Source organism: Burkholderia sp. F1, assembly GCF_050813845.1.
GTDB lineage: Bacteria > Pseudomonadota > Gammaproteobacteria > Burkholderiales > Burkholderiaceae > Burkholderia > Burkholderia ubonensis.
The window spans coordinates 448,383-474,767 of record NZ_CP172423.1 but is presented as its reverse complement, the minus strand read 5'-3'; the positions used below and the strand labels follow the sequence as shown (position 1 = coordinate 474,767).

At 64.3% G+C, this 26,385-nt stretch carries 22 protein-coding genes and 1 pseudogene; 17 read left to right on the top strand and 6 right to left on the bottom strand.

What is annotated here, in order from left to right:
• The first annotated feature begins 23 nt into the window (after positions 1–23).
• Positions 24–329: an H-NS histone family protein gene (locus tag ACFIMZ_RS36350; protein WP_431825516.1), complete on the top strand. Its 306-nt coding sequence runs from the start codon at positions 24–26 to the stop codon at positions 327–329.
• Between the two features lie 176 nt (positions 330–505).
• Positions 506–994, top strand: a complete 489-nt coding sequence (locus ACFIMZ_RS36345; RefSeq protein ID WP_431825515.1) for a hypothetical protein — start codon at positions 506–508, stop codon at positions 992–994.
• Between the two features lie 218 nt (positions 995–1,212).
• Here the strand turns inward: ACFIMZ_RS36345 and ACFIMZ_RS36340 are convergent, their stop codons facing one another.
• From ACFIMZ_RS36340 to ACFIMZ_RS36330, 3 genes are read right to left on the bottom strand one after another with little or no spacing between them, the layout of a single operon-like run.
• Entirely contained in the window at positions 1,213–2,247 is a 1,035-nt protein-coding gene (locus ACFIMZ_RS36340) for an extracellular solute-binding protein (RefSeq protein WP_431825514.1), read from the bottom strand.
• Entirely contained in the window at positions 2,244–3,059 is an 816-nt protein-coding gene (locus ACFIMZ_RS36335) for an ABC transporter permease (protein ID WP_431825513.1), read from the bottom strand. The genes ACFIMZ_RS36340 and ACFIMZ_RS36335 overlap by 4 nt, the downstream gene beginning before the upstream one ends.
• On the bottom strand, positions 3,043–3,936 hold the full coding sequence (locus ACFIMZ_RS36330) for an ABC transporter permease (protein ID WP_431825512.1): 894 nt from the start codon (positions 3,934–3,936) through the stop codon (positions 3,043–3,045). The genes ACFIMZ_RS36335 and ACFIMZ_RS36330 overlap by 17 nt, the downstream gene beginning before the upstream one ends.
• A gap of 289 nt (positions 3,937–4,225) precedes the next feature.
• On the opposite strand from ACFIMZ_RS36330, the gene ACFIMZ_RS36325 reads away from it, so the two are divergent.
• Complete coding sequence (locus tag ACFIMZ_RS36325; RefSeq protein ID WP_431825511.1) at positions 4,226–5,299, top strand: AraC family transcriptional regulator; 1,074 nt, start codon at positions 4,226–4,228, stop codon at positions 5,297–5,299.
• A gap of 71 nt (positions 5,300–5,370) precedes the next feature.
• On the opposite strand, the gene ACFIMZ_RS36320 is transcribed toward ACFIMZ_RS36325, so the two are convergent.
• Positions 5,371–5,709 carry a hypothetical protein gene (locus ACFIMZ_RS36320; RefSeq protein ID WP_431825510.1) on the bottom strand — a complete coding sequence of 113 codons (339 nt, stop codon included), beginning with the start codon at positions 5,707–5,709 and terminating at the stop codon, positions 5,371–5,373.
• Between ACFIMZ_RS36320 and ACFIMZ_RS36315 the strand changes: the two genes are divergently transcribed.
• From ACFIMZ_RS36315 to ACFIMZ_RS36295, 5 genes are all read left to right on the top strand, one after another.
• Entirely contained in the window at positions 5,708–7,117 is a 1,410-nt protein-coding gene (locus tag ACFIMZ_RS36315) for an HD domain-containing phosphohydrolase (protein ID WP_431825509.1), read from the top strand. The two genes, ACFIMZ_RS36320 and ACFIMZ_RS36315, sit on opposite strands and share 2 nt — an antisense overlap.
• Positions 7,118–7,209: 92 nt before the next feature.
• A complete protein-coding gene (locus ACFIMZ_RS36310) occupies positions 7,210–8,979 on the top strand; it encodes a histidine kinase (protein WP_431825508.1) in 1,770 nt (589 codons plus the stop codon).
• A gap of 283 nt (positions 8,980–9,262) precedes the next feature.
• The gene (locus ACFIMZ_RS36305; protein ID WP_431826044.1) at positions 9,263–10,702 is read left to right on the top strand and encodes a UbiA family prenyltransferase; all 1,440 of its coding nucleotides are present in this window, start codon (positions 9,263–9,265) and stop codon (positions 10,700–10,702) included.
• On the top strand, positions 10,703–11,908 hold the full coding sequence (locus ACFIMZ_RS36300) for a hypothetical protein (protein ID WP_431825507.1): 1,206 nt from the start codon (positions 10,703–10,705) through the stop codon (positions 11,906–11,908).
• The gene (locus ACFIMZ_RS36295; protein WP_431825506.1) at positions 11,908–12,246 is read left to right on the top strand and encodes a small multidrug resistance protein; all 339 of its coding nucleotides are present in this window, start codon (positions 11,908–11,910) and stop codon (positions 12,244–12,246) included. Before ACFIMZ_RS36300 ends, ACFIMZ_RS36295 begins: the two co-directional genes overlap by 1 nt.
• Before the next feature lie 84 nt (positions 12,247–12,330).
• On the opposite strand, the gene ACFIMZ_RS36290 is transcribed toward ACFIMZ_RS36295, so the two are convergent.
• Positions 12,331–12,672, bottom strand: a complete 342-nt coding sequence (locus ACFIMZ_RS36290; RefSeq protein WP_431825505.1) for a hypothetical protein — start codon at positions 12,670–12,672, stop codon at positions 12,331–12,333.
• A gap of 343 nt (positions 12,673–13,015) precedes the next feature.
• Entirely contained in the window at positions 13,016–13,678 is a 663-nt protein-coding gene (locus ACFIMZ_RS36285; RefSeq protein WP_431825504.1) for a LysE family translocator, read from the bottom strand.
• A gap of 300 nt (positions 13,679–13,978) precedes the next feature.
• Between ACFIMZ_RS36285 and ACFIMZ_RS36280 the strand changes: the two are divergent.
• From ACFIMZ_RS36280 to ACFIMZ_RS36240, 9 genes and pseudogenes are all read left to right on the top strand, one after another.
• Positions 13,979–14,179, top strand: a pseudogene (locus ACFIMZ_RS36280) (hypothetical protein); the annotation flags it as partial.
• A 100-nt stretch (positions 14,180–14,279) separates the two neighbouring features.
• Positions 14,280–14,765, top strand: coding sequence for a hypothetical protein (locus tag ACFIMZ_RS36275; RefSeq protein WP_431825503.1), 486 nt, complete (start codon positions 14,280–14,282; stop codon positions 14,763–14,765).
• A gap of 323 nt (positions 14,766–15,088) precedes the next feature.
• The gene (locus tag ACFIMZ_RS36270; RefSeq protein ID WP_431825502.1) at positions 15,089–16,552 is read left to right on the top strand and encodes a PepSY-associated TM helix domain-containing protein; all 1,464 of its coding nucleotides are present in this window, start codon (positions 15,089–15,091) and stop codon (positions 16,550–16,552) included.
• Positions 16,553–16,718: 166 nt separating this feature from the next.
• Positions 16,719–16,871, top strand: a complete 153-nt coding sequence (locus ACFIMZ_RS36265; protein WP_431825501.1) for a hypothetical protein — start codon at positions 16,719–16,721, stop codon at positions 16,869–16,871.
• A gap of 51 nt (positions 16,872–16,922) precedes the next feature.
• On the top strand, positions 16,923–19,043 hold the full coding sequence (locus ACFIMZ_RS36260) for a TonB-dependent receptor (protein ID WP_431825500.1): 2,121 nt from the start codon (positions 16,923–16,925) through the stop codon (positions 19,041–19,043).
• Between the two features lie 430 nt (positions 19,044–19,473).
• Complete coding sequence (locus tag ACFIMZ_RS36255) at positions 19,474–20,001, top strand: sigma-70 family RNA polymerase sigma factor (RefSeq protein ID WP_431825499.1); 528 nt, start codon at positions 19,474–19,476, stop codon at positions 19,999–20,001.
• 3 nt (positions 20,002–20,004) lie between these two features.
• Positions 20,005–21,018 carry a FecR domain-containing protein gene (locus ACFIMZ_RS36250; protein WP_431825498.1) on the top strand — a complete coding sequence of 338 codons (1,014 nt, stop codon included), beginning with the start codon at positions 20,005–20,007 and terminating at the stop codon, positions 21,016–21,018.
• A gap of 326 nt (positions 21,019–21,344) precedes the next feature.
• The gene (locus ACFIMZ_RS36245; RefSeq protein ID WP_431825497.1) at positions 21,345–23,720 is read left to right on the top strand and encodes a TonB-dependent siderophore receptor; all 2,376 of its coding nucleotides are present in this window, start codon (positions 21,345–21,347) and stop codon (positions 23,718–23,720) included.
• 412 nt (positions 23,721–24,132) lie between these two features.
• Positions 24,133–26,295, top strand: coding sequence for a TonB-dependent siderophore receptor (locus ACFIMZ_RS36240; protein WP_431825496.1), 2,163 nt, complete (start codon positions 24,133–24,135; stop codon positions 26,293–26,295).
• The last annotated feature ends 90 nt before the right edge of the window (positions 26,296–26,385 follow it).

Below are 26,385 nucleotides of genomic sequence, written 5' to 3'. Positions count from 1 at the left end.
TTTATTCATTCCGAGGAAGCGAGATGTCGACCTACCGGGATCTCAAAATCAAGATACGAACGCTCCAGGCTCAGGCCGAAATCGCGCGCAAGAAGGAAGTGCAGGGCGCCATAAATGAAATTCAGAAAATAATCGCCCAGTTTGATCTGAAACCCGAAGATCTGTTTGCCGGTATTCAACGCAAGTCACGCCGGGTCAGGCGTCGCGCGCCGGCCATGGCGAAATATCGTGACCCCGTATCCGGCGCCGTCTGGAGCGGACGCGGACGGGCACCGCGTTGGATCGCCGGCCGCGATCGCGAGTTGTTTTTGATCGGGACGTCATCATAGAGGCATACAGATTGCGGTGCGATCAAGCAGTCTGAACTTCAGAGGATTCGCACGCACCGCTCCGAGACCATTCCCGACGTCGGTTCCGAACATGGATTGGCGTCGCTCGAACCGGAGGCGGGGGCGGTCGGCCCCCCGGCGACGCTCAAAGCTGCTTCGACCGCCAATGCAGACGCGTGGAAGGCAGCGGCTGCGGCGGCCTTGTGCTCACGTCGTCGGCGCAGCGGCTCGCGGGGCATTGCACGCTCGACGAGCGTGCAGGTGCCTTCCTCGGCGCCGTCGATTTCGCGTCGCCTCCAGCCGCGCCGTTCCTGCGCCGGCGGCGACCGGTCGGTGGTGTTCGGCTCGTCGGTGTCCAGACCGCGTTCATACAGTTCAGCATTGACGTCACTCCCCGTGTGGTTGGCGAAACATCGCGCGTCGCGAACGGCGCGTCGACCGCCGATGCGGACGCCGCCCGGCGTCGATCGGCATGGAATAAAAGGCGCCGTGAGCGCATCTCGTCGGAGAAGCGCCCGCGGCGAAGCCACCGGCCAATAGAGAGAGCCAAACGGGAATTGGGCGGTGGTGTGAAGCGTGGAAGGAGAAAGCGGCCCTCGACGGGATCGTGGCTGTCGAAGGCCGAAAGCCCGTCTGGCTTATCCGAGGCACGCGGCCGGATCTGATCGCGTGTCCAGACGGGACTCCAGGGGAGTCCGGGATGCGCGAGGCGTCGCGCGAAGAAGATGCATGATGCGTCATACTTTTCGTTGTCGAATCAATTTGCCGATTCGCTACGGATAACGAATCAATATGGACCTGGCAAGGCGTTTTGAACCTCGATCCAGCGATGGTCCGCCGACCGGCCGGCGAAACCGGCCGGTCGGCGGACATGGAAACAGCCTCAGCCTTTCAGCTTGACCCACACCTTGTCGCGCAGCGCCATCGCGGCCGGCGAGCAGATCTTCATCGGCTTCAGGCGCTTCTGGAACTCGGGCGGCGGGTTGATCGTCGGGTCCTTCTGCAGTTCGGGCGTCAGGAACTGCGTCGAGCCGACGATCGCATCGTGATAGCGATTGAAGTTCGACGCCTCGGCAATGTTGCGCGGCTCCATCATCCAGTTGATGAAGCGATACGCGTTGTCGCGATTCTTCGCCGCGTTCGGGATGACGAAATTGTCGACGTATTGATGCACCCCTTCCCGCGGATACATGAAGACGATGGTCGGCAGCACCTTGTGATACTTGGCCGCGTCGGCGCTCCAGTCGTGGTTCATGATGACCTGCCTGGACTGGAAGCGCTCGACCACGCCGTCGTTCGCGTAGGCGAGAAGCGACGGTTTCTGCTTCTCGAGCACGGCGAGCACGCGCTTCGCGTCTTGCGGGTTCTCCGAGCATTCGTCCTGCCCCAGGTACCAGGAGGCCGCCATGTACAGCTCCTCCTGGACGTTCAGCGCGACGATCTTGCCCTTCAGGAATTCCGGCGGCTCGAAGAAGGTCTTCCACGTGTCGGGCAGCACCCCGTTCGGGACGCGCGACGTGTCGTAGACCAGGCCGGTCGTGATCACCTGGTACGGCATCCCGTAGTCGCGATTCGCGTCGCCGACAGGATGCGCGTACTCGGGCCGGATATTCCTGGCGTTCGGCAATTTGGTCTTGTCGAGCTTTTCGATCAGGTTCTGCTTGCCCAGCATCGACACGTAAAGGTCCGAAACGATCACGACGTCGTAGTCGCTGCCGCCGGCCTTCATCTTCGTCGCCACCGCGGCATCGCTGTCATACGCGGTGAGCGTGACGTCGATCCCGGTTTCCTTCTTGAACTTCTTGAGCAGCTCCACCGGGTAATAGCCCGGCCAGTTGCCGAAACGCAGTGCTTGCTCGGCATGTGCGGATTGCATCATGGCCATGCCGGCCAGGACGACGGTTGCAACGATCTTCATGTTCCCCGCTCCAGGATTGACAGTTGTTTTTCGCTGTTGGCCGCCCGCGAGAGCCAAACCGACAGCAGCGCGGCGCCGAACGAGAAGAACAGCACGATCGTCGCAAGCGCATTCACGTTGGGTTTGACGCCCCGGGTAATGAGGCCGTAGATGTACATCGGCAGTGTCGTCGTCGCCGTCCCCGACAAGAAGTACGTCGTCGCGAAATCGTCGATCGACACGACGAAGGCGAGTGCGAACCCGGCCGCGACCCCCGTGCGGATCAGCGGCCAGACGATCTGCCGAAAGACGCGCCAGCGATTGGCGCCGAGATCGGCCGCGGCCTCGAGATACGACGGGTCGATCCTCGACAGCGAGCCGCGAATCGGCAGATACGCGAACGGGAGGCAGAAAACCGCGTGACCGAACACGATCGTCCAGAAGTTGAGCTTGACCGCCACGATCGAAAACAGGATGAGCGTGCCGAGCGCGAGCACGATCTCGGGCACGAGCAACGGCGACGCGACCAGGATTCCCGTGAAGTCCGCCGTTCGCCGCGTGTTGTTCCACAGATGGAGTGCGGTGGGAATGGCGATCAGCGAGGACGTCGTCGCCGCAAGGGCGGCGATCGCAAAGGACGTGCGGGCGGCCGCGAAAGCGGCGGCGTCGTGCAGCACGGTCTCGTATCCGCTCAGCCCGAATCCTTGCCACACGGTCGCCGATCCGCCGTTGTTGAAGCTCAGCGCGACCAGCGCGACGATCGGCGCGTACAGGAACAGGAAGAAGACCCAGGCGCCCGCGCGCAATCCCGGGAACTCACGCACATTGCGCACGCCGGCCTCCTGTCCTTGCCTTCACGAGCAGGCGCTTCGCCAGCACGCAGAGCAGCACCAGCGCGTACATCGCCATCGCCAGGGACGCGCCGAGCGGCCAGTTGTGCGCGTCGCCGAACTGGAGGTTGATCAGGTTGCCCAGCATCATCGACTTCGCGCCGCCCAGCATGTCCGGAATCAGGAACGCGCCGAGCGACGGCACCAGCACCAGCATGCACCCGGACACGATGCCGTGCCGCGCCGACGGCGCGATGATCCGCGTGACCACCGTCCAGGGTGTCGCGCCGAGATCGAACGCGGCGTCGACGATGTTCCAGTTCATGTGTTCCAGGCTCGTGAAGATCGGGAGCACCATGAACGGGATGAACGCGTAGACCAGGCCGATCACCGTCGCGATGTCGGTGTACAGGATCGTGGGAACGTGGGTCCCGAACAGGCCGCCGAGCACCGTCGAGATGACGCCGCCGCTCCTGAGAAGCAGGATCCAGGCATACAGGCGGACGATCAGGCTGGTCCAGAACGGTACGGTGACGAAGATGAGCAGCCACGTCCGGCGACGGGCGGGTTGCATCGCGATATAGAGCGCGGCCGGGAAACCGAGCGCGAGGCACCCGACGGTCGCTGCGATCGACAGCGCGAAAGTCCGAACGGCGATGGCCGCGAGTCCCGTGTTGAACGTCCAGTTGCCGTCGAAATCCTGCTCGAACAGAATCCGCCAATAGGCGTCGGCGCTGAAACTCCCCCAACGCACGCCGCCCCATTCTTCCGGCGCGGAAATCGACGCGAATGCGATGACGGCCATCGGGAGCACGACGCCTGCCGCGAGCAGCAGCAGCGCAGGCGCGGCCAGCGACTGCCCGAGCCATGCGGAATTCACCCGGAACCGGGGCAGGAATGCAAAATCGGTCGCGCTCGGTCGAGGCCCTGTCGCCCCGGACACATGCTCTCTCATAACACGTTCGGCCCGCTTTATTATGCTTCGCAACAGGGTTCGTTCGCTTCGCCCCGGGGGGGTTATATTCAAATCATGCCGATCGTACTTTTGCGGTTTTGCCCCGGATAGTCAATAGGCACTTGGTGACAATCGTAGGCATTTCACGACAGATCGAGCCTATACTCTCGTGAAATGGGGCACCCAATACCGATGCATTCGGATGGAGCAAGCGATGAACGGCTCGATGGATTCAACACTTGACCATGTCGATGAAATTCAAACTCCGGTTTCGCTTCACACCGTCTCGATCATCGTCGATCTGCTTGACGAGGCCGGCGTTGCTGCGGAGGCGGTATTGCGAGGCGCGGATATCTCCGTTCAGCAGCTCGAGAACGATGAAGTGTCGATCACGTATGCGCAGGAGCTCGCCGTGCTGGAGAACGCCAAGCGCCTGTCGCGGGACCCCGCGCTCGGCTTGAAGATCGGGCAGGCGATACACGTTTCGATCGGCGGGGTGCGCGGCTACGCGATGCAATGTGCGCCGACCTTTGGCGAAGCGTGGCAATTCGCATGCGACCATCCGCTCACCGGCGAGTCCTATTTCAGGATGAGAGTGGAGGAGCATGGGGATCTGGCGTCGATAGTCGTGGACGGATATCGCTTCAACGAGAACCTGCGGCAGTTGAATACGGAAATCTGCGTGGCCACGATTCGGACCGAGTCGGAAGACATGCTCGGCTATCCGGCTCCATTTACGAAAATTGAATTTTCGCTGCCAAAATCAAAAGTCCCGAAACGAACGTTCAAGAGAATATTCGGCTGCCCCGTCGAATTCAACGCGCCGCATACCCGGATCATCTTTCCCGCGTGGTTGCTGATGTCGAAGCTCCGGTTCTCGAATCGGGCGGTCTTCCGGCAGCTGTTGCCGCGCTGCAATCAGCTGGAATGGCAACTGGCCAATCACACGAAGCAGTCGATCACGGCGAGGGTGACCCAGCTCCTTTATCAGTCGTGGGCCCGATACCGAAGCCTGAATGCGGTTGCCGACGCGCTCGGCATGAACGCGCGCACGCTGCAGCGCCGGCTCGAGATCGAAGGAGCGAACTTCAATGCGCTGGTGAAGAGCGTGATGATCGATCTCGCGAAGAACTTCCTGCAGAACCCGGCGATCGCATTGTTCGACGTCGCCGAAAAGCTGGGCTATTTCGACGTCGCCACGTTCAGCCGGGCGTTTGCCCGCATTTCGGGCGAGAAGCCCGGCGCCTACCGGAAGATGCTGTTGTCGGGGCAGCGAGAGGGGTTATAGCAGAGGGGGCGACTGCCTGGTCCGCCAACCTTGAATCCCGGCAATGACGTTTCGGATGGCTTTCGGAAATTTCAAAGCAAGGCGCGCGCAAAGCTGCTTGAAATTTCGGGTGCGAATTCATAGCATTGTCGAGAGCCATGCTTGCCAGCGCCACAAGCAGGACGTCGCCGATCAAGGACAGCAAAAACAAGCCGCAGCCGGCCGTGCACGTCGCGCATGTCCATATTCCGGGGAATCATGAACGCGCCATCCGCTGCGCAACGGCAGCCTGATGCCGCCATTTCGATCTCCCCGCAACCGGCGCATGCGAACGCGCGCCGGACATTGATCCGCGTTTTCCCTGATGCAGAAACGACGGCGCTGGCCGATGTTGCAGGCAAGGCGTGAGAATCCAATACGAGGGCCACCATGACGACGCCGGCAACAAACAGCACAACAGGCGGCAGCACGACAGTCGACGCGACGCAGCCGGACGACGATACGCCCGCCGCGCCGGTGATCCTGCTCGTCGACGACGAACCCGCGGTGCTGTCGGCGCTCAAGCGCCTGCTCAGGCCGGCGCGCCATGAGGTGCTGACCGCCGACGGCGGTGAGGCGGCGCTCGAGATCCTGGCGTCGACCGAAGTCGACCTGATCGTATCGGACATGCGCATGCCGCACATGAGCGGCGCGACGTTCCTCGCCCGCGTGCGGGCGTTGTACCCCGACACGATGCGCATCCTGCTGACCGGCTATTCGGAAATCGACTCGGTGGTGCAGGCGATCAACGAAGGCGGCATCTATCGCTACCTGAACAAGCCGTGGGACGACCACGATCTGCTGCTGACGATCGAACAGGCGCTCGAACAGCGGCGCCTGCGGCGCGAGGCCGCGCGGCTGACGGCGCTCACGCAGGCGCAGAACGAGACGCTGCGCCAGTTCAACACGGAGCTCGAAACCCAGGTTCGGGACCGTACCGAGGAACTGGGCCAGACCGTGATGTTCCTCGAAGCGGCGCAGCGCGACCTGAAAAGCAATTTCACGGCGATGGTCCAGATCTGCGCGAGCATGATCGAGCTGCGCTGCGGGGCCGCCAGCGGGCAGTCGATGCGCATCGGCGAAATCGCGCGGCATCTCGCGTTCGCGTCCGACATGTCCAGTCTTCACGCGCAGGACGTCTATTACGCCGGGCTGCTGCACGGGATCGGCAAGCTGTCGTTGCCCGACGAGCTGCTGCACAAGCCGCTGAGCCGCATGACCACGGACGAGGCGCGGCTGTTCCAGCAGCATCCGCTGCGCGCGCAAATGGTGCTGACGCCGGTTGCGCAGCTTCACCAGGTCGCGTCGATCGTGCTGCACCAGTACGAGCGGTTCAACGGCCGCGGCACGCCGAACGGCCTCGCGGGCATCGATATTCCGCTCGGCTCGCGGATCGTCGCGGTTGCGCGCGATTTCGAGGGGCTGCGCCTCGGCGAGATCGGCCCGCCGCATTCCGTCGAACAGGCGCTCGACGTCCTCAAGTCGCAGGCCGGCGTGCGCTACGACCCGCAGATCGTCGAACGCTTCGTTGCGCTGATGAAAAGGCCCGCGACATTGGGCATCGCATCGTCCGTGTCGGAAGTGAAATCCGGACAGCTGTGCGAAGGGATGCAGCTCGCGGACGATCTGCGCACGCATCGCGGCGTGCTGCTGATGACGAAGGGCAGCGTGATGACGACCCATCAGATCGACCTCGTGCGCCGTTTCGAAGCGCGCGAAGGGACGCCGTTCGACATTCTGGTGCTCGCCGCCCCGAGCGCGCCGAAGCCTGTGCCGGCGGCCGGCGGCCCGGCCGGGTGACGGCGACGCGGCGCGATCGCAGCGTCGCATGACCGGCCGCACAACCTGCCGCACCGCGCGGCAACGGCACCTTCATCTGACCGAGCGCGACCATGCAAGGCACCTACCATCTGTCGCTCGTCCTGCTGTCGCTCGTCATCGCGACGCTGGCGTCCTACACGGCGCTCGATCTGGCCACGTTCATTTCGCTGCTCGACAAGCCGCGGCTCAGGCGCGCATGGCTGGGCGGCGGCGCGGCCGCGATGGGCACCGGAATCTGGTCGATGCATTTCGTCGGGATGCTGGCGTTCTCGCTGCCGATTCCCCTCGGCTACGACCTGGTCGAGACGGGCGTATCGCTGGCGATCGCCGTGCTCGTGTCGTACTTCGCGCTGAGCGTGGTGACGCGCGCCACACAGACGCGTTCCCGGCTGCTCGCCGGCGGCGTGCTGATGGGGGGCGGCATCGCCGGCATGCATTACGCGGGCATGGCCGCGATGCAGATGCAGCCGGGCATTCGTTACGATCCCGCGCTGTTCGCCGCGTCGATCGGCATCGCCGTGCTGGCGTCGACCGCTGCGCTGTGGCTCGCCCAGGCGCTGCGCGCGCGGAATGCGGGATTTGCGGTCGCGCGACGCGCGGGCGCGGCGACGCTCATGGGCATCGCGATCAGCGGCATGCATTACACGGCGATGGCGGCGGCGCATTTCGCGCCGGACGCGCGTTGCGGCGCCGCGAACGGCATCGATACGCCATGGCTGGCAACGACGGTCGCGCTGTTCACGCTGGCGATCCTGATCGTGACGCTGATGATCTCGCGCTTCGACGCACGCACGATGTTCCTGCGCGGCATCACCGACATGCTCGAGGACCTCGTGCAGGTGCGGACGGCCGAGCTCGAACACGCGCTGCGCCGATACGAGCTGACGACCGAGACGTTGCAGCGCACCCGCGTGCACATGGCGCGCGAGATCGAGGAACGCAAGGCGGCGCAAGCGCGCCTCGAACAGGAGAAGGACGAGCAGCGGCGCCTGCTGCACGAGCTCGAGGAAACCCACGTTCAACTGCTGCAGTCGGAAAAGCTCGCGTCGATCGGCCAGCTCGCGGCCGGCGTCGCGCACGAGATCAACAATCCGATCGGCTTCGTCAGCGCGAACCTCAATACGCTGAAGACCTGGGTCCGCGGTCTGCTTGCCGTGGTCGCCGCGCACGAAGCCGCGATGCCGAGGCACGATGCCGAAACCCGCGTTGCGCTGACGGCGGCGGGACGCGTGGCGGATATCGACTACATCCGCGGCGAGATCGCGACGCTGATCGATGAATCGATCGACGGGACGATGCGGGTGCGGCGCATCGTGCAGGACCTGCGCGACTTCTCGCGCCCGGGCAGCGACGAATGGAGCGTCGTCGACATCCACGCGGGCCTCGAGAGCACGCTGAACGTCGTCCACAACGAGCTCAAGTACAAGGCCGACATCGTGCGCGAGTACGGCGACGTGCCGCATGTCGAATGCCTGCCTTCGCAACTGAACCAGGTGTTCATGAACCTGCTCGTCAATGCGGCGCAGGCGATCCCGGGACGCGGCGTCATCACGATTCGCACGACAAGCGACGGCGATCACGTGACGATCGCGATCAGCGATACCGGAAAGGGCATGCCGCCCGACATCATGCGCCGGATCTTCGATCCGTTCTTCACGACCAAGCCGGTCGGGCAGGGGACCGGACTCGGGCTGTCGGTGTCGCACGGAATCATCGAGCGCCATCGCGGCGTCATCGATGTGACAAGCGAGCCGGGGTGCGGCTCGACTTTCTCGATCCGATTGCCGATCCGGCACGAGCGGGACGACGCGAATGCCGCCGTGTTGCGGCATGAGGCGTGAATGTTCGGCTTGCCGTGTTTTGCGCAACTAACGGTCTAGTCGACCGTAACCCGCCAAGCGCGCCCCGGATTCCCGGCGCGCGACAAAGGCTTGCCATCAGGCGGAGCGGGTATTCCGAAACGTCAAATTGGGACGTGTCTCATGTTGTATCATTCCGAGCCGTTAACAAAATGAAGGGAAATGAAGCGCGCGAGGGAACGAGTCTCACGCCAGCAGCACGTCATGGCGATGATTAACATGTCGTCATGAATAATTGATTCAAACAACACAAATAGTATTGAAAGTGCGTGAGACCAGGGATTTACCGCTTGTCGTCGATCTCGACGGCACGCTGACAACAACCGACACGCTAGCTGAATCCGTCATCCGCGCCGTCCGGCGCAAGCCGGCGAGCCTGCTGCGATTTCCGTTCTGGCTCGCCAGCGGCCGCAGCACGTTCAAGGCCAGAATTGCGGAGCAGGCCGATCTGCGCGTCGAACATTTGCCTTATCGAGCGCCGTTGGTCGAATATCTCGAACAGGAGCAGCAGCGAGGCCGCAAGATCGTCCTCGCGACGGCCGCGCATCGCTCGATTGCGGAACGCGTCGGCGAGCATCTTGATCTGTTCGACGAAGTCATCGCGACCGATGGCGAGACCAACCTGAAAGGCGAAGCGAAGCTGGCGCGCATCCGCAAGCAGGTCGGCGAGCGTTTCGTCTATGCGGGCGACAGCAAGGCCGATCTTCCTGTCTGGGCGGCGGCGCAGGGCGCGATTCTCGCGGGCGCGGCACCGGCCGTTACCGCGACGATCCGCGACACCGTGCGAATCGAACGCGAATTCTCGAACGAATGCGTCAATGTCTCGACCTGGTGCAAGGCGCTGCGCGTGCATCAATGGCTGAAGAACCTGCTGCTGTTCGTTCCGTTGCTCACGGCGTTCGCATTCTTCGATGGCGACAAGGTCACGACATTGTTGGTGGCGTTTCTCGCGCTGTCCCTTGGCGCGTCCGCGACTTACATCGTCAACGATCTGTGGGATCTCGACAACGACCGCCGACATCCACGCAAGCGCAATCGCCCGTTCGCGAAAGGCACGCTGTCGATCGCGCAGGGGATAGGCGGCGGCGCCGCACTGCTCACGCTGGCATTTGCGCTCGCCTGCGCGGTGTCGACGCGATTCGCGGCGATGTTCGTCCTGTATCTGATGTCGACCTCCGCGTACAGCTGGCGCCTGAAATCGATCGTGCTGCTCGATGTCATCATGCTGTCGCTGCTGTACACGCTGCGGATCGTTGCCGGTGCCGTAGCGGTCGGCATCGCCGTCAGCCACTGGCTGCTCGCGTTCTCGGTCCTCACGTTCCTGAGCCTCGCGCTCGTCAAGCGCTGCTCGGAGCTCGTGCTGCTGCGGCAGAGCGACAAGCGCGAGTCCGCCGGCCGCGACTACCGGGTCGGCGACCTCGAAGTGCTGTGGCCGTTCGGCATCGGCGCATCGCTTGCCGCGGTGGTCGTGTTCGGGCTCTTCATCAACGCGCCTGAAACGGCCGTGCGCTATGCGTCGCCGCATTTGCTCTGGCTCGTGCAGATCGCGTTGATCTATCTGTTCGGTCGGCTGTGGGTCACGACGGTGCGCGGTGCGATGCACGACGACCCGATCGTGCACCTGCTCGAGAATCGCGGCAGCCTCGGGGTGCTGCTCGTGATGGTGGCGATCGTGCTGGTCGCGCATTTCCTGCCGATCCTGTAAGTGGAACAATTGATACCCATGACGGAAAAGAATCGAAAAAGAGTGGCGGCGTTCTGCCGTTTCGCGATCGTCTACGTGATGCTGTTCATCTGCGCAGGCAACATCACCAACAGCATGCTGCTGAAATGGGGATTCCGCGACGACCAGGGCGGGGATTTTGCGACCAGCTACAGCCTGGTCGGCATGATGAACGGCGACGCCCCGAAGCCGTTCGCCTATCGCTCGTCGTTTCCGCAGGCCGCGAAGTGGCTGACCGAGCAGCTCGATCCGGAGAAGCAACAGAAGATCTACCGTTCGATCAAGCGCCACGATTCGCTGCGCAACGCCTATTTCTCGGGCGTGCCGAGCGAGTACTGGACACCGGTCGTCGCGATCACCTATCACCTGACGTACATCGCGATCGTGTTGTCGACGCTGTTCGCGCTGCTGCTGGTCTACAAGCTCGCACGCCTGCACGGACTGAATTTCGGCCAGTCGGTCGGCTTTCTCGCCGCATTCAGCTTTATCTATCCGCTGACGTTTCAGCAAGGCGGGTACTACTACGATTTCTTCGAGATTCTCGGCGCGCTCGGTGCGTGCTATTTCCTGCTGCGGCAGCGCATGGTGGTGTGCACGCTGCTGATCGCGATCTTCTCGCTGAACAAGGAAACGTTCTTCCTCGTTCCGCTGGCGCTGTTCTTCCTGCATGACAGCGACGTCGCGCTGTCGAAGCGGTTCGGCTGGCTCGCCGCGCAGCTTGCGATCTGCTTCGCGACACGCCACTTCATCATGAGCGGATATGCCAATAATGCCGGCGACTTCGTCGCCTTCCAGCTGTGGGGCAACCTGAAATTCTGGGTGAATCCGGCGTCCTACCTGTCGTTCTACAACCTGGTCGGCAAGGGTATTTTCACGCCGAGCCTGGAGAATCCGCTGATGCTGGTGCCGCTCGCGGTGTTCTTCCGCGCGGCGTGGCGCAATACGCCGGCGCGCTATCGCCGCTACTTCCTCGCGGCCTTCGTTCCGGTGGTGCCGCTGTTCCTGCTGTTCGGGTGCCGCGACGAGGCGCGCAATTTCTCGGTCGTGTTTCCGGCGATTATCCTGATCGCGCTGCATGGCGCGACCCGGTTCGACGCGATCTTCGGTGGCCGTGCCGCGCCCGACCATGGCGGAGCGGCGCGTACGCCGCGTGTGTCCGGCGTTGCCGAGGCGAGGGAGACCGCGTGATGAACTGGCTGATCCTCGCCGCAAGCGGCGCGTTTGGCGGACTGGCAAGCGTGCTGTTGCGCGTCGCCGCGGTGCAAGGCGCGGCCGCCGCCGCTTCGGCGCTGTTGCCGTGGGTGCTGCGCGGCGCGGCGATCGGCGCATACGGCGTCGGTTTCGTGCTGTATGCGTTTGCGCTGCGCAAGGCGAACCTGAGTGTCGCTTATCCGTTGATGGTCGCGATTTCGATTCTTGTCGTGCTCGGCTTCACGGCATTGCATGAACACGTGCTGCGTCCGACCCAGGTGGTGGGGGCGCTGGTCATTCTCGCCGGCATCTGGATGGTGACCCGGTCAGCGTAAGGCACAAAGACATGGCCACTCGACGAGTGGCCTGTCTTCGCGATCGTGCACCGCGTGTGTCGGTACGCTACGCCAAAGCCACGATCAGTAGCCGTAGTAGCGGTAATGGTCGTAGTCGTCGTCGTGATGGTGACGACGATGCTTGTGGCGACGATCGTCGCGATCGTTATCGCGGTTGCGCGAGCTGCGATTGAGATTGCCGCCGAACGCCGCGCCGAGGAGGCCGCCCGAGCGGGCACCCAGTGCTTGACCCGCCGCAGTGCCGCCGCCGCCGAGTGCGCCGCCAATGATTGCGCCCGTCTGCTCGTCACGTCTCGCAGTTACCGCGCCGCCGCCAATCGCGTTGTTCAAATCGTCCGCCGCTGCCGGCAGTGCGGTCGCACCAGCAAGCGCAATGACGAGGGTAGGGGCGATCTTCTTCCACATGCCCGTGTTCTTCCTTGTTCGCAGGTTCGTTCCGGTAGGGCGCTCGAATCGATCCGCGTCGCTTCAAGCATGGCGCCGGATGCTTGCGCGTTCATTTCAATTTGCTTGCGGAGAAGAATGGCACCGGCTCCGGCGCTTGCTTCCTCATTGTCGTAACAAGATGTTTGCGCGTCGGGAGGCAGGGAGAGCGACGCAGGATTGAGCGCGATTTCGGCGGGTCGGCGCGGGCGGGATCTGCGGCGTCGACGCCGCACAGGATGGACGCGAAGTACAGCACGTTCAGTACGACATCGACATACCGGCACGGTGACGAAATCCGGTGCGCCACGCAGATGCGACAAGTTCAGAACTTCAGCGCCAGCATTGCGATGCCGAATGAAAAAAAAGCGAGCGCACTGATGCGCGACAGCAGGCGAGAGGTAGCTGGGCGACCGAGGTAGGCCTTGGTCCTGCTGGCAATGCCGGCATATGTCGCGTGCACCAGTACGAGTGCGACGCAGTAGGTGGCAATCGCCGCGATCAGCCTTGGCAACGACGCATTGCCGTTGCCGTCCGTGGCGAACTGCGGCAGCACGGAGAGAAAAAAGAGCAGGGACTTGGGATTGCTCGTCTGGAGCAGTGCGCCCTTGAGCAACAGCGGCCCGTGCCGAACAGTATCCGTCGACAAACCCGACGCCGGAGGACTAGCCGCTTGTTCGCCCACGGTGAACTGCGGACGCGCAAGCCGCGCACCACGCCAGGTGGAATAAGCAAGATAGAACAGATATGCGACACCGCAGTACTTGAGGACAAGGAACAGCGGTTGCGACGAGCGAATCAGCACGCCGACCCCGGCCGAGCAAAGCCCCGCCATGGCGGCCGCGCCGAGCGCGAGACCGACAACGCCGTGCATTGACGCCAGCCAGCCGCTGCGGATGGCATTGTTGAGCGTCATCAGCACGCCGGGGCCGGGGCTCGCGACGGTGACAAGCGCCATCCCCATGAACAGCAAGTAGACGTGGTTCAAAAATGGCTCCTTCAGCTTCCCCGCATCATTCGGGGCTTCGCGGCAAAACCGATTTAGTGCTGTCTGGGCACGTCGCCGATCGGCGTCGCGCAGACGAAAGTACACGGCACAAGCGAAACCGCATTTTTGCTGAAGGAGATGTTGATATGCAAATCAGATTTCTGTCAGCATGTGTTCTTATTTTCTCAACACATTGGCATGACTGTTCGCCCTCCTTTGGATACCGGTGTGACACTTGCGACGCACTGGCTGATACCGCGGCTGCGTGCGTTCTGCGAGCGTCATCCGCGCATTCACGTGCAAGTGGCGGCCGGCTTGAGCTTTCCGGTCGGCCTTCTGGGCAGTGCGTACGCCGGTGAGTATGGCCGCGTCTGGCGCATCCCGGTGAACTTCAGGATCGGTCGGAATGGGCTCTTCGTCGACAATGGCTGGGATGACCCGAAGCCTGCCTGGACCGCTGATCGCCTCGAGCGCGTAGTCACGCCGCTCCTGCGTGGATAGAACAGCGGCGAAATCGAGTGAACCCCCATGAACTGATCGGTGGTGGGTATTGCAACAGGGGAATCGGCTGTTGCACCGAACCGATGTACAATCGCGCGCCATGAACGCACTTCGCCACTTTCTGCACCGGCAAGGCGTCGCGCGACAGCTTATGTGGGTTCTCATTCTCGTACCGCTACTGTCTCGCGCGCTGATGTCGGGCGCCGTGATGCTCGATCCGGACGGTCCGGACGCGGGCTCGGTGGTGCTGTGCTCCGGCCGCGGTCCGCTGATCCTCGGCGCGACCGCGCCGACGGCTCGATTTGATGCAAGCGCGCCGATCACGCCAGCCAACGACGCACTGGCGCTCGTCGACGCGCTCAAGCACGGTACCCACACCGGCAAGCCGGCGCCCGCTGACGGCGGCAACGGCGTTTGCTCGTTCAGCGCGGCACTATTCGCCGCAATGGCGTTGTTCGTGCTGCTCGTGCTGCTGTTTCCCGCCGCGGCTCCGCGGCGTTTCCGGCTTCCTCCCGACTGTCTTCTCCCGGCGCGATCGATATTCGACGATCGTCCGCCTTCCCGCGCCCCACCTCAGTTCTGCTGAACGTTCCGTTGCATCACCCGCGTGCGTCGACGTGCACGGGTGTCCATACGATTCGTTTCGCTGAACCCGCTTCATCCATTCAACCGAACGCTCGCGTCGCGCGGGTGACGTCGGCCTACGCGCTGCTTGCGCGTGCCGATACGTCGCACGTTCCGCCGCAGCACGTGTGCCGTTTCGACCTGCGCGTGCCGTACCGTGCCGCCGCCGGTCGGTGTCGCACGTAGCCTGCGTCGTCGCCGTCGCCGCCAGGTTGCGCATCGCGTCGTGACGAGGACCGGCTCGGGTCCGCCCCTTCTGATCGACGACAACGAGGAGGTAACACTATGTCGACCACCGTCGAGCAGGCGATCTCGCCCAATCGTTCCGCAAGCGCCGGTTACCGGACGCTCTGGCGCTGGCATTTCTACGCCGGCCTGTTCGTGATGCCGTTCCTCGTGATCCTCGCGATTACGGGAACACTGTACTGCTTCCAGCCGCAGATCGAGCCGTTGCTGTATCCGCACCGGCTGATCGTCGAGCCGCGCGATACGCCGAAACTCGATGCCGACACGCTGCTGGCGAAGGCGCGCGCTGCGATGCCGGCCGATGCGACGCCGGTTTCCGCGCAGGTGTCCACTGCGCCGGATCGCAGCGCCGAATATGTGTTCCGGCTCCGCGACGGCAGCCGGGAGAGCGTCTATGTGAACCCGTACGACGGCAGCGTGCTTGGCACGCTGAGCGTCGAGCGCCGCTTCATGCAGGTCGACCGGATGCTGCATCGCAAGCTGCTGCTCGGAAAGACGGGCGAACTGTTGATGGAGCTTGCCGCGTGCTGGACGTTCGTAATGATCGGCACTGGCGTCGCGCTGTGGTGGCCGCGAGGAACGGCGCGCGTCGGGCGCGCGTTGCGGCCAGACCTGTCGCTGCGCGGCCGGCCCTTGTGGAAGAGTCTCCATGCGACAGCGGGCATCTGGCTCGCCGCCGGCACGGTCGCCTTCATTCTGACCGGCCTGCCGTGGTCGGGCTCGTGGGGCAAGTACTTCAAGGGGCTTGCCGCAACCGTGAATCTTGGAGAGCCGCAAGGCGTGTGGGGCGGCCTGCCATTGCGTTCGTCGCGTCCGGGCGCGGCACCGGCCGGCATGGATGCGCGTGCCGCGGTACCCGCCGCGCATCACCACGACGGAGGCGGCTCGATGCCGGGGATGGTGATGGACGATCTACCGCTGCCACAGGCGCCGTGGGCGGTCGGCAACGTGCCCGTTCCGCATTCGCCGTCGACGCCGACGCCGATGCCGCTTGCACTCGACCGCGCAATTGCCATCGTCGCCGGGCTCGGCGTGACGAGCGGCTACACGCTTGCGCTGCCGGCCGGCCCGGACGGTGTGTTTACCGCGTCGTACTTTCCTGCCGATCCGAAGGCGGAGCGGACGATCTACATCGACCAGTACAGCGGGGCGGTGCTCAAGGACATCCGCTACGACGATTACGGCGCGGTGTCGCGGGCCGTGTCGTACGGCACGTCGCTGCACATGGGGCGGTATTTCGGATTGGCGAACCAGGTCATCTGCGCGGTCCTGTCGCTCGGACTTGCCGCGATGGCCGCGACGGGCGCCGTGATGTGGTGGAAGCGCCGCCCGGCGGGGAAGCTGGGTGCGCCCACGCGCGAACGCGGTGCGCCCCCTATGCGCGCCTGGATCACAGGTCTCGTGCTGCTCGGGATCGTGTTTCCGCTGATGGGGATGACGATCGTCGCGGTGTGGCTGATCGACCGGTTGCTGTTCGGCCGTGCGGCGCGCGCGGCGGCCTGATTTGTCCTGGCGTCGACGTTCAACTCGAACAAGACGGTGCTGCAGGGCATCGAGGCCGGCGCGTCGGGCTAGATCGACGACGTGACGGGCGCCACTCCGCATATCGATGCAGGAACAACGAAGCTTCCTGTTCATTTTCTTCATGAAACGACACATCCGGAACCGCATGCTTACCGCATGGATCGCGAGCGGCATCGCGCTCGCCTCGGCGGCTGCGGGCGCCCGAGCGGCTGACAACACGTCGCCCGCCGCTGCGCCGACGCAGATCGCGGACTGGACGCAGCGCGAGATGGCGGGCCTCACGCTGCCGAGCTACTGACCCGGCGCTGCACAAAACAACCGATATCACCGATCCCAAGGAGCACGAATCATGAAGTACAGACTGATGCTGCCCGCGGCCGCCGTCCTCGCGACATTCCCGCCGGTCGGGCAAGCACAGGAAAGTGGCGCCGACGCACCCGGCGCAACGCTCGCGCCAATCCGCGTCGATGCGCAGAAGCCGGCCCCGCTGATCCGGCCGCTCGACACCGGCAGCCACCTCGGCCTGTCGCCGTTCGAAACGCCCGCGAGCGTCGAGCAACTCGACCGCGCCACGCTCGATACGCGCGGCGACAGCACGATTGTCGACGCGGTCAGCCGCGCGACCGGCATCAGCGAGTCGCCGCATCCCGGTAACGGCGGCTCGGAGCTCAGCGCGCGCGGCTTTGTCGGCGCGTCGTCGGTGACACAGCTCTACGACGGGGTGCGCCCATACGGCGCGATCGGTGTCACGTTCCCTTTCGACACGTGGTCGGTCGATCACATCGACGTGTTGCGCGGCCCGGCGTCGGTGATCTACGGCGAAGGCGCAATCGGCGGTGTCGTCAACATCGTGCCGAAGAAGCCGACGCGCACGCCGATCCAGAACGCGCTGCAGGTCGGAGCAGGCACCGAAGGCACGGCGCGTGTCGCGTTCGGCAGCGGCGGCGCCATCAACGACAAGCTGTCGTATCGCTTCGACGTCAGCGGCAACCGCTCGTCGAACTGGGTCGATCGCGGCGATTCCCGCAATCTGTCGTTTTCCGGTGCACTGCGCTACGACGTGACGCCCGACTTGTACGTAACGGCGTCGTACGCGCAGGGCTTCCAGCATCCGATGCAGTATTTTGGCGTGCCGCTCGTGAACGGCGCGCGTGACCCGGCGCTGTACAAGAAGAACTACAACGCAGGCGACAGCGATATCGCGTTCCGCGACAGCTGGGCGACCGTGTCGGCGAACTGGCAACCGAGCGACGGCCTGAACGTGACGAGCACGCTGTACAGAATGAAGAGCAACCGCCACTGGAAGAACGCCGAGTACTACACATACCTGCCGTCGAGCGGGCAGATCCGGCGCAGCAGTTACACGGAGATCTTCCACGACCAGGAGCAGTACGGCAACGTCACGTCGGCCACGGTGAGCAGCGCGTTGCTCGGTATGCGCAACACCTTCTCGGCCGGCTTCGAGTTCAGCCACACGTCGTTCCAGCACGATAACAACTCGCCGTATTCGGGCACGTCGACGGTCGATCCGATCGATTTCGATCCGGGCAGCTTCATCAACGTCGCAGGCACGTATCCGAAGTATCGCAGCCAGGCCAACCAGTACGCGCTGTTCGCCGAGAACCGGCTCGAAATCACGCCGCGCTGGTCGGTCATCGGCGGCCTGCGATACGACCACGCGAGCGTGAATCGCGACGATCTCGTCAAAGGCGGCGGCTTCACGAAGGTGTTCGCGAACACCGGCTGGCGCATCGGAACCGTGTACGACGTGCGGCCCGGTCTCGCCGTGTACGGCCAGTATTCGGTCGCGGCTGATCCGGTCAGCTCGCTGCTGATGCTGAACGCGTCGAAGGCGAATTTCACACTCGCGACCGGCAGGCAGATCGAGATCGGCGTGAAGCAGTCGTTCCTTGGCGGCAAGGCCGAATGGACGCTGGCCGCCTACCGGATCGTGAAGAACAACCTCGTGACGGCCGATCCGCTAAACCCGAACCAGTCGATCCAGGTCGGGCAACAATCGTCGCGGGGGCTTGAGGCGACGGTCGGCGCGGAGATCGCGAGGGATTGGCGCGTCGACGCGAACGTGTCGATCCTGCGCGCGAAATACGATGAGTTCCAGCAGTCGTCCGGCGGCGCGACGGTTTCGCGCGCGGGCAACGTGCCGGTGTCAGCGCCGCAGCGGCTCGCGAACCTATGGGTGAGCTGGCGTTTCGCACCGGACTGGACGGGCATTGCGGGCGTCAAGTACGTCGGCAAGCGTTTCGCCGACACGGCGAACCGGCTCGTGATGCCGTCGTATACGACCGTCGACCTCGGGCTCGCGTGGAAGCCGCGCAAGGACACCACGGTGACGGCGCGTGCCTACAACGTGTTCAACCGTCACTACGTGCAGTCGGCCTACTACGACGAGACGCAGTACCTGCTCGGCAACGATCGGCGGCTCGAGGTGCTGGTGAACTACCGCTTCTAGTGCCGCGCAACGTGTGCCGGTGGGGCGGCGCGTCGAACGCAATGCAGGTCCGCTTCGGCGGACAAGGGGAGCGAGATGGACAGACGCACTTACCTCGTCCTGGCCACGACAAGCAGTCAGGGAGCCGTGATGGGTTTCCTCGGCGAGCGGAAAAGGTCAATCAGCAGATGACCGATTTCAGTGAACATTTTTTTAGGGATGGAGCGCTCGGCGCTTGTCGCGCTTAGATTGGTCGACCCGGGTGAAACGCACTGAAATCAAGGCCACCATATTGACGGTAATGCAAGGCCGGATTTCGGGCGACTGAGGCACCGACACGGTCTCGTCAGGTAGCCAGGGAGTTGCAAGAAATGTGGAAAGTGGTTTATAAATGCAAATGATTCGCATTTTACTTGCCATCTGCAGCCATTGATGTTGAAAGGGTTGTTACATGACCGCCGCCCAGTTCGCCTTGCATCAGGATGTGCACACCCTTTACCGTGACCACCATGGCTGGTTGCAGGGCTGGCTGCGAAGGCGGTTGGGTAACGCCGTCGATGCCGCCGACCTTGCTCATGACGCATTTCTCCGCCTGATCCTCAAACCGGCCCCCAAAGGCTTCGACAGTCCTGTCGAGGCACGTGCCTATCTACGCACGATGGCGCAGGGGATGTGCATCGACCTGTTTCGCCGCCGTCAGGTCGAGCAGGCGTGGCTGGATTCATTGGCTGCGCTCCCCGAGCCCTGCGAGCCGTCGCCCGAGTACCGCGCGATCATCATCGAAACGCTGATGGAAGTCGGCGAGTTCATCAGCCGGCTGCCAGAGAAGGCGAGGAAGGCTTTCATCATGGCGCAGATCCATGGCTTGCCGAGCCGCGAGATCGCCGGCGAACTGGCTGTCTCGGAGCGGATGGTGCAAAAGTACCTCGCGCAGGCCATGCTGCATCTGGCGCTGCTCGACGCCGGACTGGCTCACTGACGCGTGTCGGCGACGCCTTCCCCGTCTGCCGCCGAGAGCGGCGTCCAGACGGACTACGAGAGCCTCGAACAGGCCGCCCACTGGTATGCCGCGCTTTATGCCGACGGTGCAGCTGCCGAACACCGTGAAGCGTGGGAGCGATGGCTGGCGGAACGTCCGGAGCATCGTCGCGCGTGGGCTCATATCGAGGCGGTGAGCCGCCGGTTCGAGCCGTTGCGACGCGAGGGCGATGGCGAGCGCGAGGCGCTCGCGGCTGCCGTTCAGGTTTCTGCCAGGCGCGCGATGGGCCGCCGCCAGGTGCTTGGTTGTCTGGCGGCACTGGGCGGGACGGGCATCGCAGGATGGTTGGGAGGGCGCTTCATGGCCCTGCCGGATCGGTTCGCCGCATGGCGATCGGACTACCGCACGGGTGTCGGCGAACGGCGCGACGTTCTGCTGGCCGACGGCACACGCGTCTGGCTGAACACGAGCAGTGCGTTCGACGTCGACTACGACGGCGTCCGACGTCTGCTGACGCTGACGATGGGCGAAATCCTCATCGATACCGGCAAGGACCGCCAAGGCCGGCCGTTCTTCGTCGACACCCCGAACGGCCGGATGCAGGCATTGGGTACCCGCTTCACCGTGCGGCAGACGGACCGGTGCACGCTGCTGGCCGTTTTCGAAGGGCGCGTCCGGATTCGGAACCGCTCGGGGCGCTTCGAGGTGGTTGCGGCCGGCCAGCAACGGCGCTTCGCAACGGACGTCATTTCCGGCGCGGCGTTCGCCGATCCTGCGCGCGAAGCATGGTCGCGTGGCGTGATTCTGGCCGAGGACGTCACGCTTGACACGTTGATCGCGGAGGTGAGTCGCTATCAGCATGGTCGCATCGGCGTCGACCCGCAAGTTGCGGGGATCCGGGTTGTCGGCCGCTTCCCGGCAAACAATCCGGACCAGACGCTCGCGATGCTCGAACGCGATCTGCCGATCCGCGTGCGGCGCACGCTGCCGTGGTGGACCTCGATCGAAGCCAAATAACGCGCGGGGCCAGGTCCGGCGCCCGCGCTCGGCGCGGCTGACCGGCCGGCTCGAAAATAATTTTCCGATTTCGGTTCGCATTTCCCGTCCTCATCCGGTTAACCAATACAAGAGGACGATTCGGAGATCGAGCCGCATCCTGCCTGGCTCTGCTTGACGCGGACAGACCTCTTCCCGCCCATTTCCACCTCGAGGAAAGCTGTCTTATGCGTCGCCTGCCGTTTCCTTCGAACCAAGACGCTCCCGTGCGTGCGCGCTGCGTCGGAGGAAGAACCCACGCCTCGCGGGCCGTACATCGTCACGCGGCCCGGGCAGGGCGATTTGCCATGCTCGGCATCGCGCTCGCCGCGAGCGGCGCCTGGTCGCAGGCATTCGCGCAGACGCCCGCCGGCACGGCAACCCAGGCTGTCGCCCGACGCTATGACATCCCGTCCGGGCCGCTGTCCTCGACCTTGAGCCGGCTTGCCGATCAAGCGGACATCCTGCTCAGCGTGCCGGGTGACCTGACGGCGGGAAAGACCAGCCCCGGCGTACATGGCTCGTATTCCGTCGATCGTGCGTTCCAGGCCATTCTGAGCGGCACCGGTCTCGAGGCGGTGCGGCAAGGCGACGGCAGCTACTCGCTCCGTCCCGCACCGGCCGCAGGCGCACAAGGCGTGCTGCCTGCCGTGACGGTGATCGGCAAACGCATCGGCGATTCGGTGGCCGCGCCTTATGCCGGCGGGCAGGTTGCGCAAGGCGCCACGGTCGGCCTGCTGGGTGATCGCGACTATATGGATACGCCGTTCAGCCTGACGAGCTATACGGAAAAACTCATCCGCGACGAGCAGTCGACCAGCGTGGCCGAACTCCTGACCACGACCGATCCTTCGGTCCGTGCGGCGATCGACAGCGGCAACCGTTACGACGCGATCACGATCCGGGGGCTCCGCGTCGAAAACAGCGAAATCGCATTGAACGGGCTCTTTGGGCTCGTGCCGGCCTATCGCGTCAGCCCCGATCCGATCGAGCGCATCGAAATCCTCAAGGGGCCGGGCGCGTTGCTCAACGGCATGCTTCCGCAGGGCAGCGTCGGCGGCAGCGTCAACGTCGTGACGAAGCGCGCCGACGACACGCCGCTTACCCGCCTGACGACCGAATACCTGTCCAACTCCGTATTCGGCGGCCACGCAGACATCGGCCGGCGTTTCGGGAAGCGCGGGGAATTCGGCATCCGCATCAACGCGGCCCGTCGCGAAGGCCATACGCCGATCGACGACCAGTCGAGACGGAACAGCGCGCTTTCAGTCGGGCTCGACTATCGCGGCGAGCGCCTGCGCCTGTCCGGCGACGTCATCTACCAGGACGACTACATGCGAGGGGCCGCGCGCGGCTATACCCCGATCGCCGGCATCGCGGTGCCGGAGGCGCCCGATCCCCGGATCAATCTCGGACAGTCCTTCGCCTACGCAAGCTCGCACAGCCTGACGGCGCTGGGGCGCGCAGAGTACGACCTGACGTCCGGCGTGACGCTGTTCGGTGCGGTGGGCATGAATCGCTTCGGCTACGACAAGCTGGAAGACCCCGGCGCGACCATCACCGACATGCTGGGCAATGCGACGTCGTCGTCGAAATACCAGGAGGGACGATCGCGTGCGCTGTCGGCGGAAGCCGGGGTCAGGGCTCGCTTCGGGACCGGACCGATCGATCATCGGTTCGTCGTCGGCGGCAATTATCTGCAGCAGACGACATGGTTCGGGCAGACCGTCTACGGAAGCTATCGGACGAACATCTACGTGCCGACCCGGCTATCGGGCCCCGGGGCGCCGCTGTCGCATTCGCCGGAGGCCAAGGACAGTGCGCAGATCCTGCGCAGCATCGCCATGGCCGATACCCTGTCTGCCGCGGGCGGCCTCGTGCAACTCACGCTGGGCGTGCGCCACCAGCAGGTCGCCAGCAGCAACTTCGCCGCCTCCGGCGCCGAAACCGCTCACTACGACCAGGGTGCAACGACACCCTCCGTCGCGCTGGTGATTCGTCCGCTCGACCAGCTTTCGTTCTATGCCAACTACATCGAGGCGCTGACGCCCGGCGCCACGCCTCCCGCCGACGCGGCCAACCCCAACCAGGTGTTCGCGCCTTTCAAGTCGAAGCAATACGAGGTTGGGACCAAGCTCGATCTCGGTCGCTTCGGCGCGACGCTGGGACTGTTCCAGATCGACGTGCCGAGCGGGATCGTCGACCCCGTCACCAGGATCTACAGCCTCAACGGCCTGCAGCGCAATCGCGGCGTCGAGCTTTCCGGTTTCGGGGAACTCGGCCGTGGCGTCCGGGTGCTGGGCGGTGTGAGCTGGCTCGACGCGAGGCTGCGTCGCACTCAGGGCGGGATCAACGACGGCAATTACGCCGTCGGCGCGCCGTCGCTCCAGGCCAATCTCGGTGCGGAGTGGGACACGCCCTTCATCCCCGGGTTCACGTTGGTCGGACGCGTCATCTATACGGGCAAGGCCTACGTGAGCCAGGACAACACGCAGCACGTTCCGAGCTGGACACGATGCGATCTCGGGGGCCGCTTGACGACCCGGGTCGTGGGCCGGGACGTCACGCTCCGCGCGAGCGTCACCAATCTATTCAACAAGGACTACTGGCAAGCGAATCCAACCGGATATCTGATCAGCGGCATGCCGCGCACTTTCTGGCTGTCGATGTCGACCGACTTATAGCGCGCTCCATGACGGCAACTTTCCTACGGACGTGCAGCACGCTCGCGGCGCTTGAGTTCCACCGCCGGAACCATTCGCAACCCGGCGGCCTGTTCGACTTTCGAAGCAAGGCGGACCTCGGATCGATTGGCTCATTTACATCGGATTGCGAAGTTATTGTTGACATTGCATCTCAAAAAGAAATAATTCTCATTTCAAATTTTGCGCGGCCTGGCTTTCCCCGGATGCTGGACGCCGGAACAACAGGTTGCGCGGCAGGAGACACGCTATTGCGTACCGGGGCGTCGCGCTGACGCCGCTCAGGTACAGCGGGTAGCGACCGATTTTCACAACAAGGTAAAACGGAAGCGGAATAATGCGGCTGATAAGTAGTGCAAATGGTTTGGGGGAGCGGGCACGTGCCGCGCGGCGAGTGCCGGCGCGTCCCCAGGACAGGTTGATTCTCGCGGGTGCGCTGGCGCTCGCATCGTGGCATCTGCATGCTCAGGAGGCCGCGGGCAAGAGCGCGCAAGTCGCGCAGGACAAGGCCTCGGCAGGCGCCGCGAGCGCCGTGCCCCTGGATGCGGCGGCCGCCGGTGCGGCGACGCTCGATATCATCTCCGTGCAGAGTAGCCGTCCGTCGCTGTACGCGGTGCCCGACGTCAACGTCGGCGCGCTCGGCGCGAAGGATCCGAAGGATCTGCCGCTGTCGGTGGCGTCCTATTCGGCTGAACTGATCGAGGCCCAGCGCGCGCGCACGCTGATGGACGTGCTGAAGAACGACCCGTCGGTGCAGAACACGGCGGTCGGCGGCGCGATGGACAACATCAGCATCCGCGGCTTTCCGGTCGACTGGACCAATACGATGCGGCGCGACGGGATGCCGGTCGCGCCGTACTACGACCTGCCGCTCGAGAACGTCGAGCGCGTCGACGTGCTGAAAGGGCCGTCGGGTTTCCTGTACGGCGTGAACTCGCCGGGCGGCACGGTCAACTACGTGCTCAAGCGCCCGACCCGCGACCGCTTCACGACCGTTACCGGCGAAGTGCGCAGCTACGACGGCTACTATGGCGCGGTCGACACGGGCGGCCCGATCGGCGACGGCCAGTTCGGCTATCGCTTCAACGTGGCCGGCGAGAAGGTCGGCAACTTCGGCCATTCCGGCGACCTGCGCCGCACGTTCGTGAGCGGCGCGATCGACTGGGCGATCTCGCCGCGCGCGCTGCTGCGCTTGAACTTCGACTACCAGAACAAGCGTCTCGCCGCGCAGCCCGTGATCGGCACGCAGCCGGACGGCTCGCTGCCGCCGCAGTTCGACCCGCGCACGCTGCTCGGGCAGCCGTGGCTGCAGTACCGCACCAACACGTTCAATATCGGCGGCCAGTTCGACTTCAAGCTGACCGACAACTGGACTTTCACGACGCAGATCGCGCAGTCGTATAACAACCGCGACGCGGCGTTTCCCGACATCTACTCGGTCGCGGCGAACGGCGACATCCTGAGCGGCGACATCTACCTGTCGCCGAATCAGAGCTTCCGCGTCCTGTCGACGAACACGTTCGTGACCGGCAAGTTCAACACGGGGCCGCTCGCGCACCAGTTCGTCACGGGCGTGTCGACGCGCAACTACGATTCGCAGCAGGGCGGCTTCGGCGTGATGCCGATCGCGGTCGGCAACATCTTCAATCCGGTCTATTCGCCCGCGCAGACGACCACGTTCCCCGGCAAGACGGCCACGAAGAACTTCCAGCCGAGCGTGTTCATCAGCGACCTGATCGACATCGGCTCGCACTGGAGCGTGATGCTCGGCCTGCGCCACGTACGCTACCGCGACGATTCGTACGCGCCGTCCGGTGCTCAATCGCACTACGAGACGAGCGTGAACGTGCCGTCGGCAGGGCTGATCTTCAAGCCGCTGCCGGCGCTGTCGACCTACGTCAGCTACTCGGAAGGCTTCGAGCAGGGCGGCGTCGCGCCGTACAACACGCGCAACGCGGGCCAGAATCTCGTGCCGGTGAAGAGCAAGCAATACGAAGCGGGCGTGAAGGCCGACATCGGCAGCGACCTGACCGTCAACGCAGCAGTGTTCCGCATCGAGAAGACGCTGCAGTACGTGAACGCGGCGAACTACTTCGTGCAAGCCGGCACGCAGCGCCATACGGGCGTCGAGCTGATCGCGAACGGCCGTGTGACGCGCGACCTGTCGATCGTCGCGGGCGCCGCGTACCTGCATGCGCAGCAGGACGATACGGGCGACCCTGCGACGAACGGCAAGCGCGCCGCGAACGTGCCGACCTTCCAGGCGAGCGCGTTCCTCGATTACCGGATCGCAGCCGTAAGCGGGCTCAACGTCGACGCGGGCGTCTACTTCGTCGGCCGCCGGCCACTCGATGCGGCGAACACCGTATCGCTGCCGGGTTACGTGCGCTTCGATGCGGGCGCGCGCTACCAGGCGCGTATCGGCGGCCACACGACGATCTTCCGCGCCGGCGTGCAGAACCTGACCGACAAGCGCTACTGGGCCGCGGCGAACTACAACTCGGTGTGGCCGGGCCAGCCGCGCACGTTCTTCCTGTCCGCGCAGGTCGACATGTAGCACGCAGCATCGGCAGCACGAGACACGGCGGCCATCGGATGCGTCGCAGAGCGCACCGGCCGTCTCCCCACGAAAACAGCTTATCCGCAG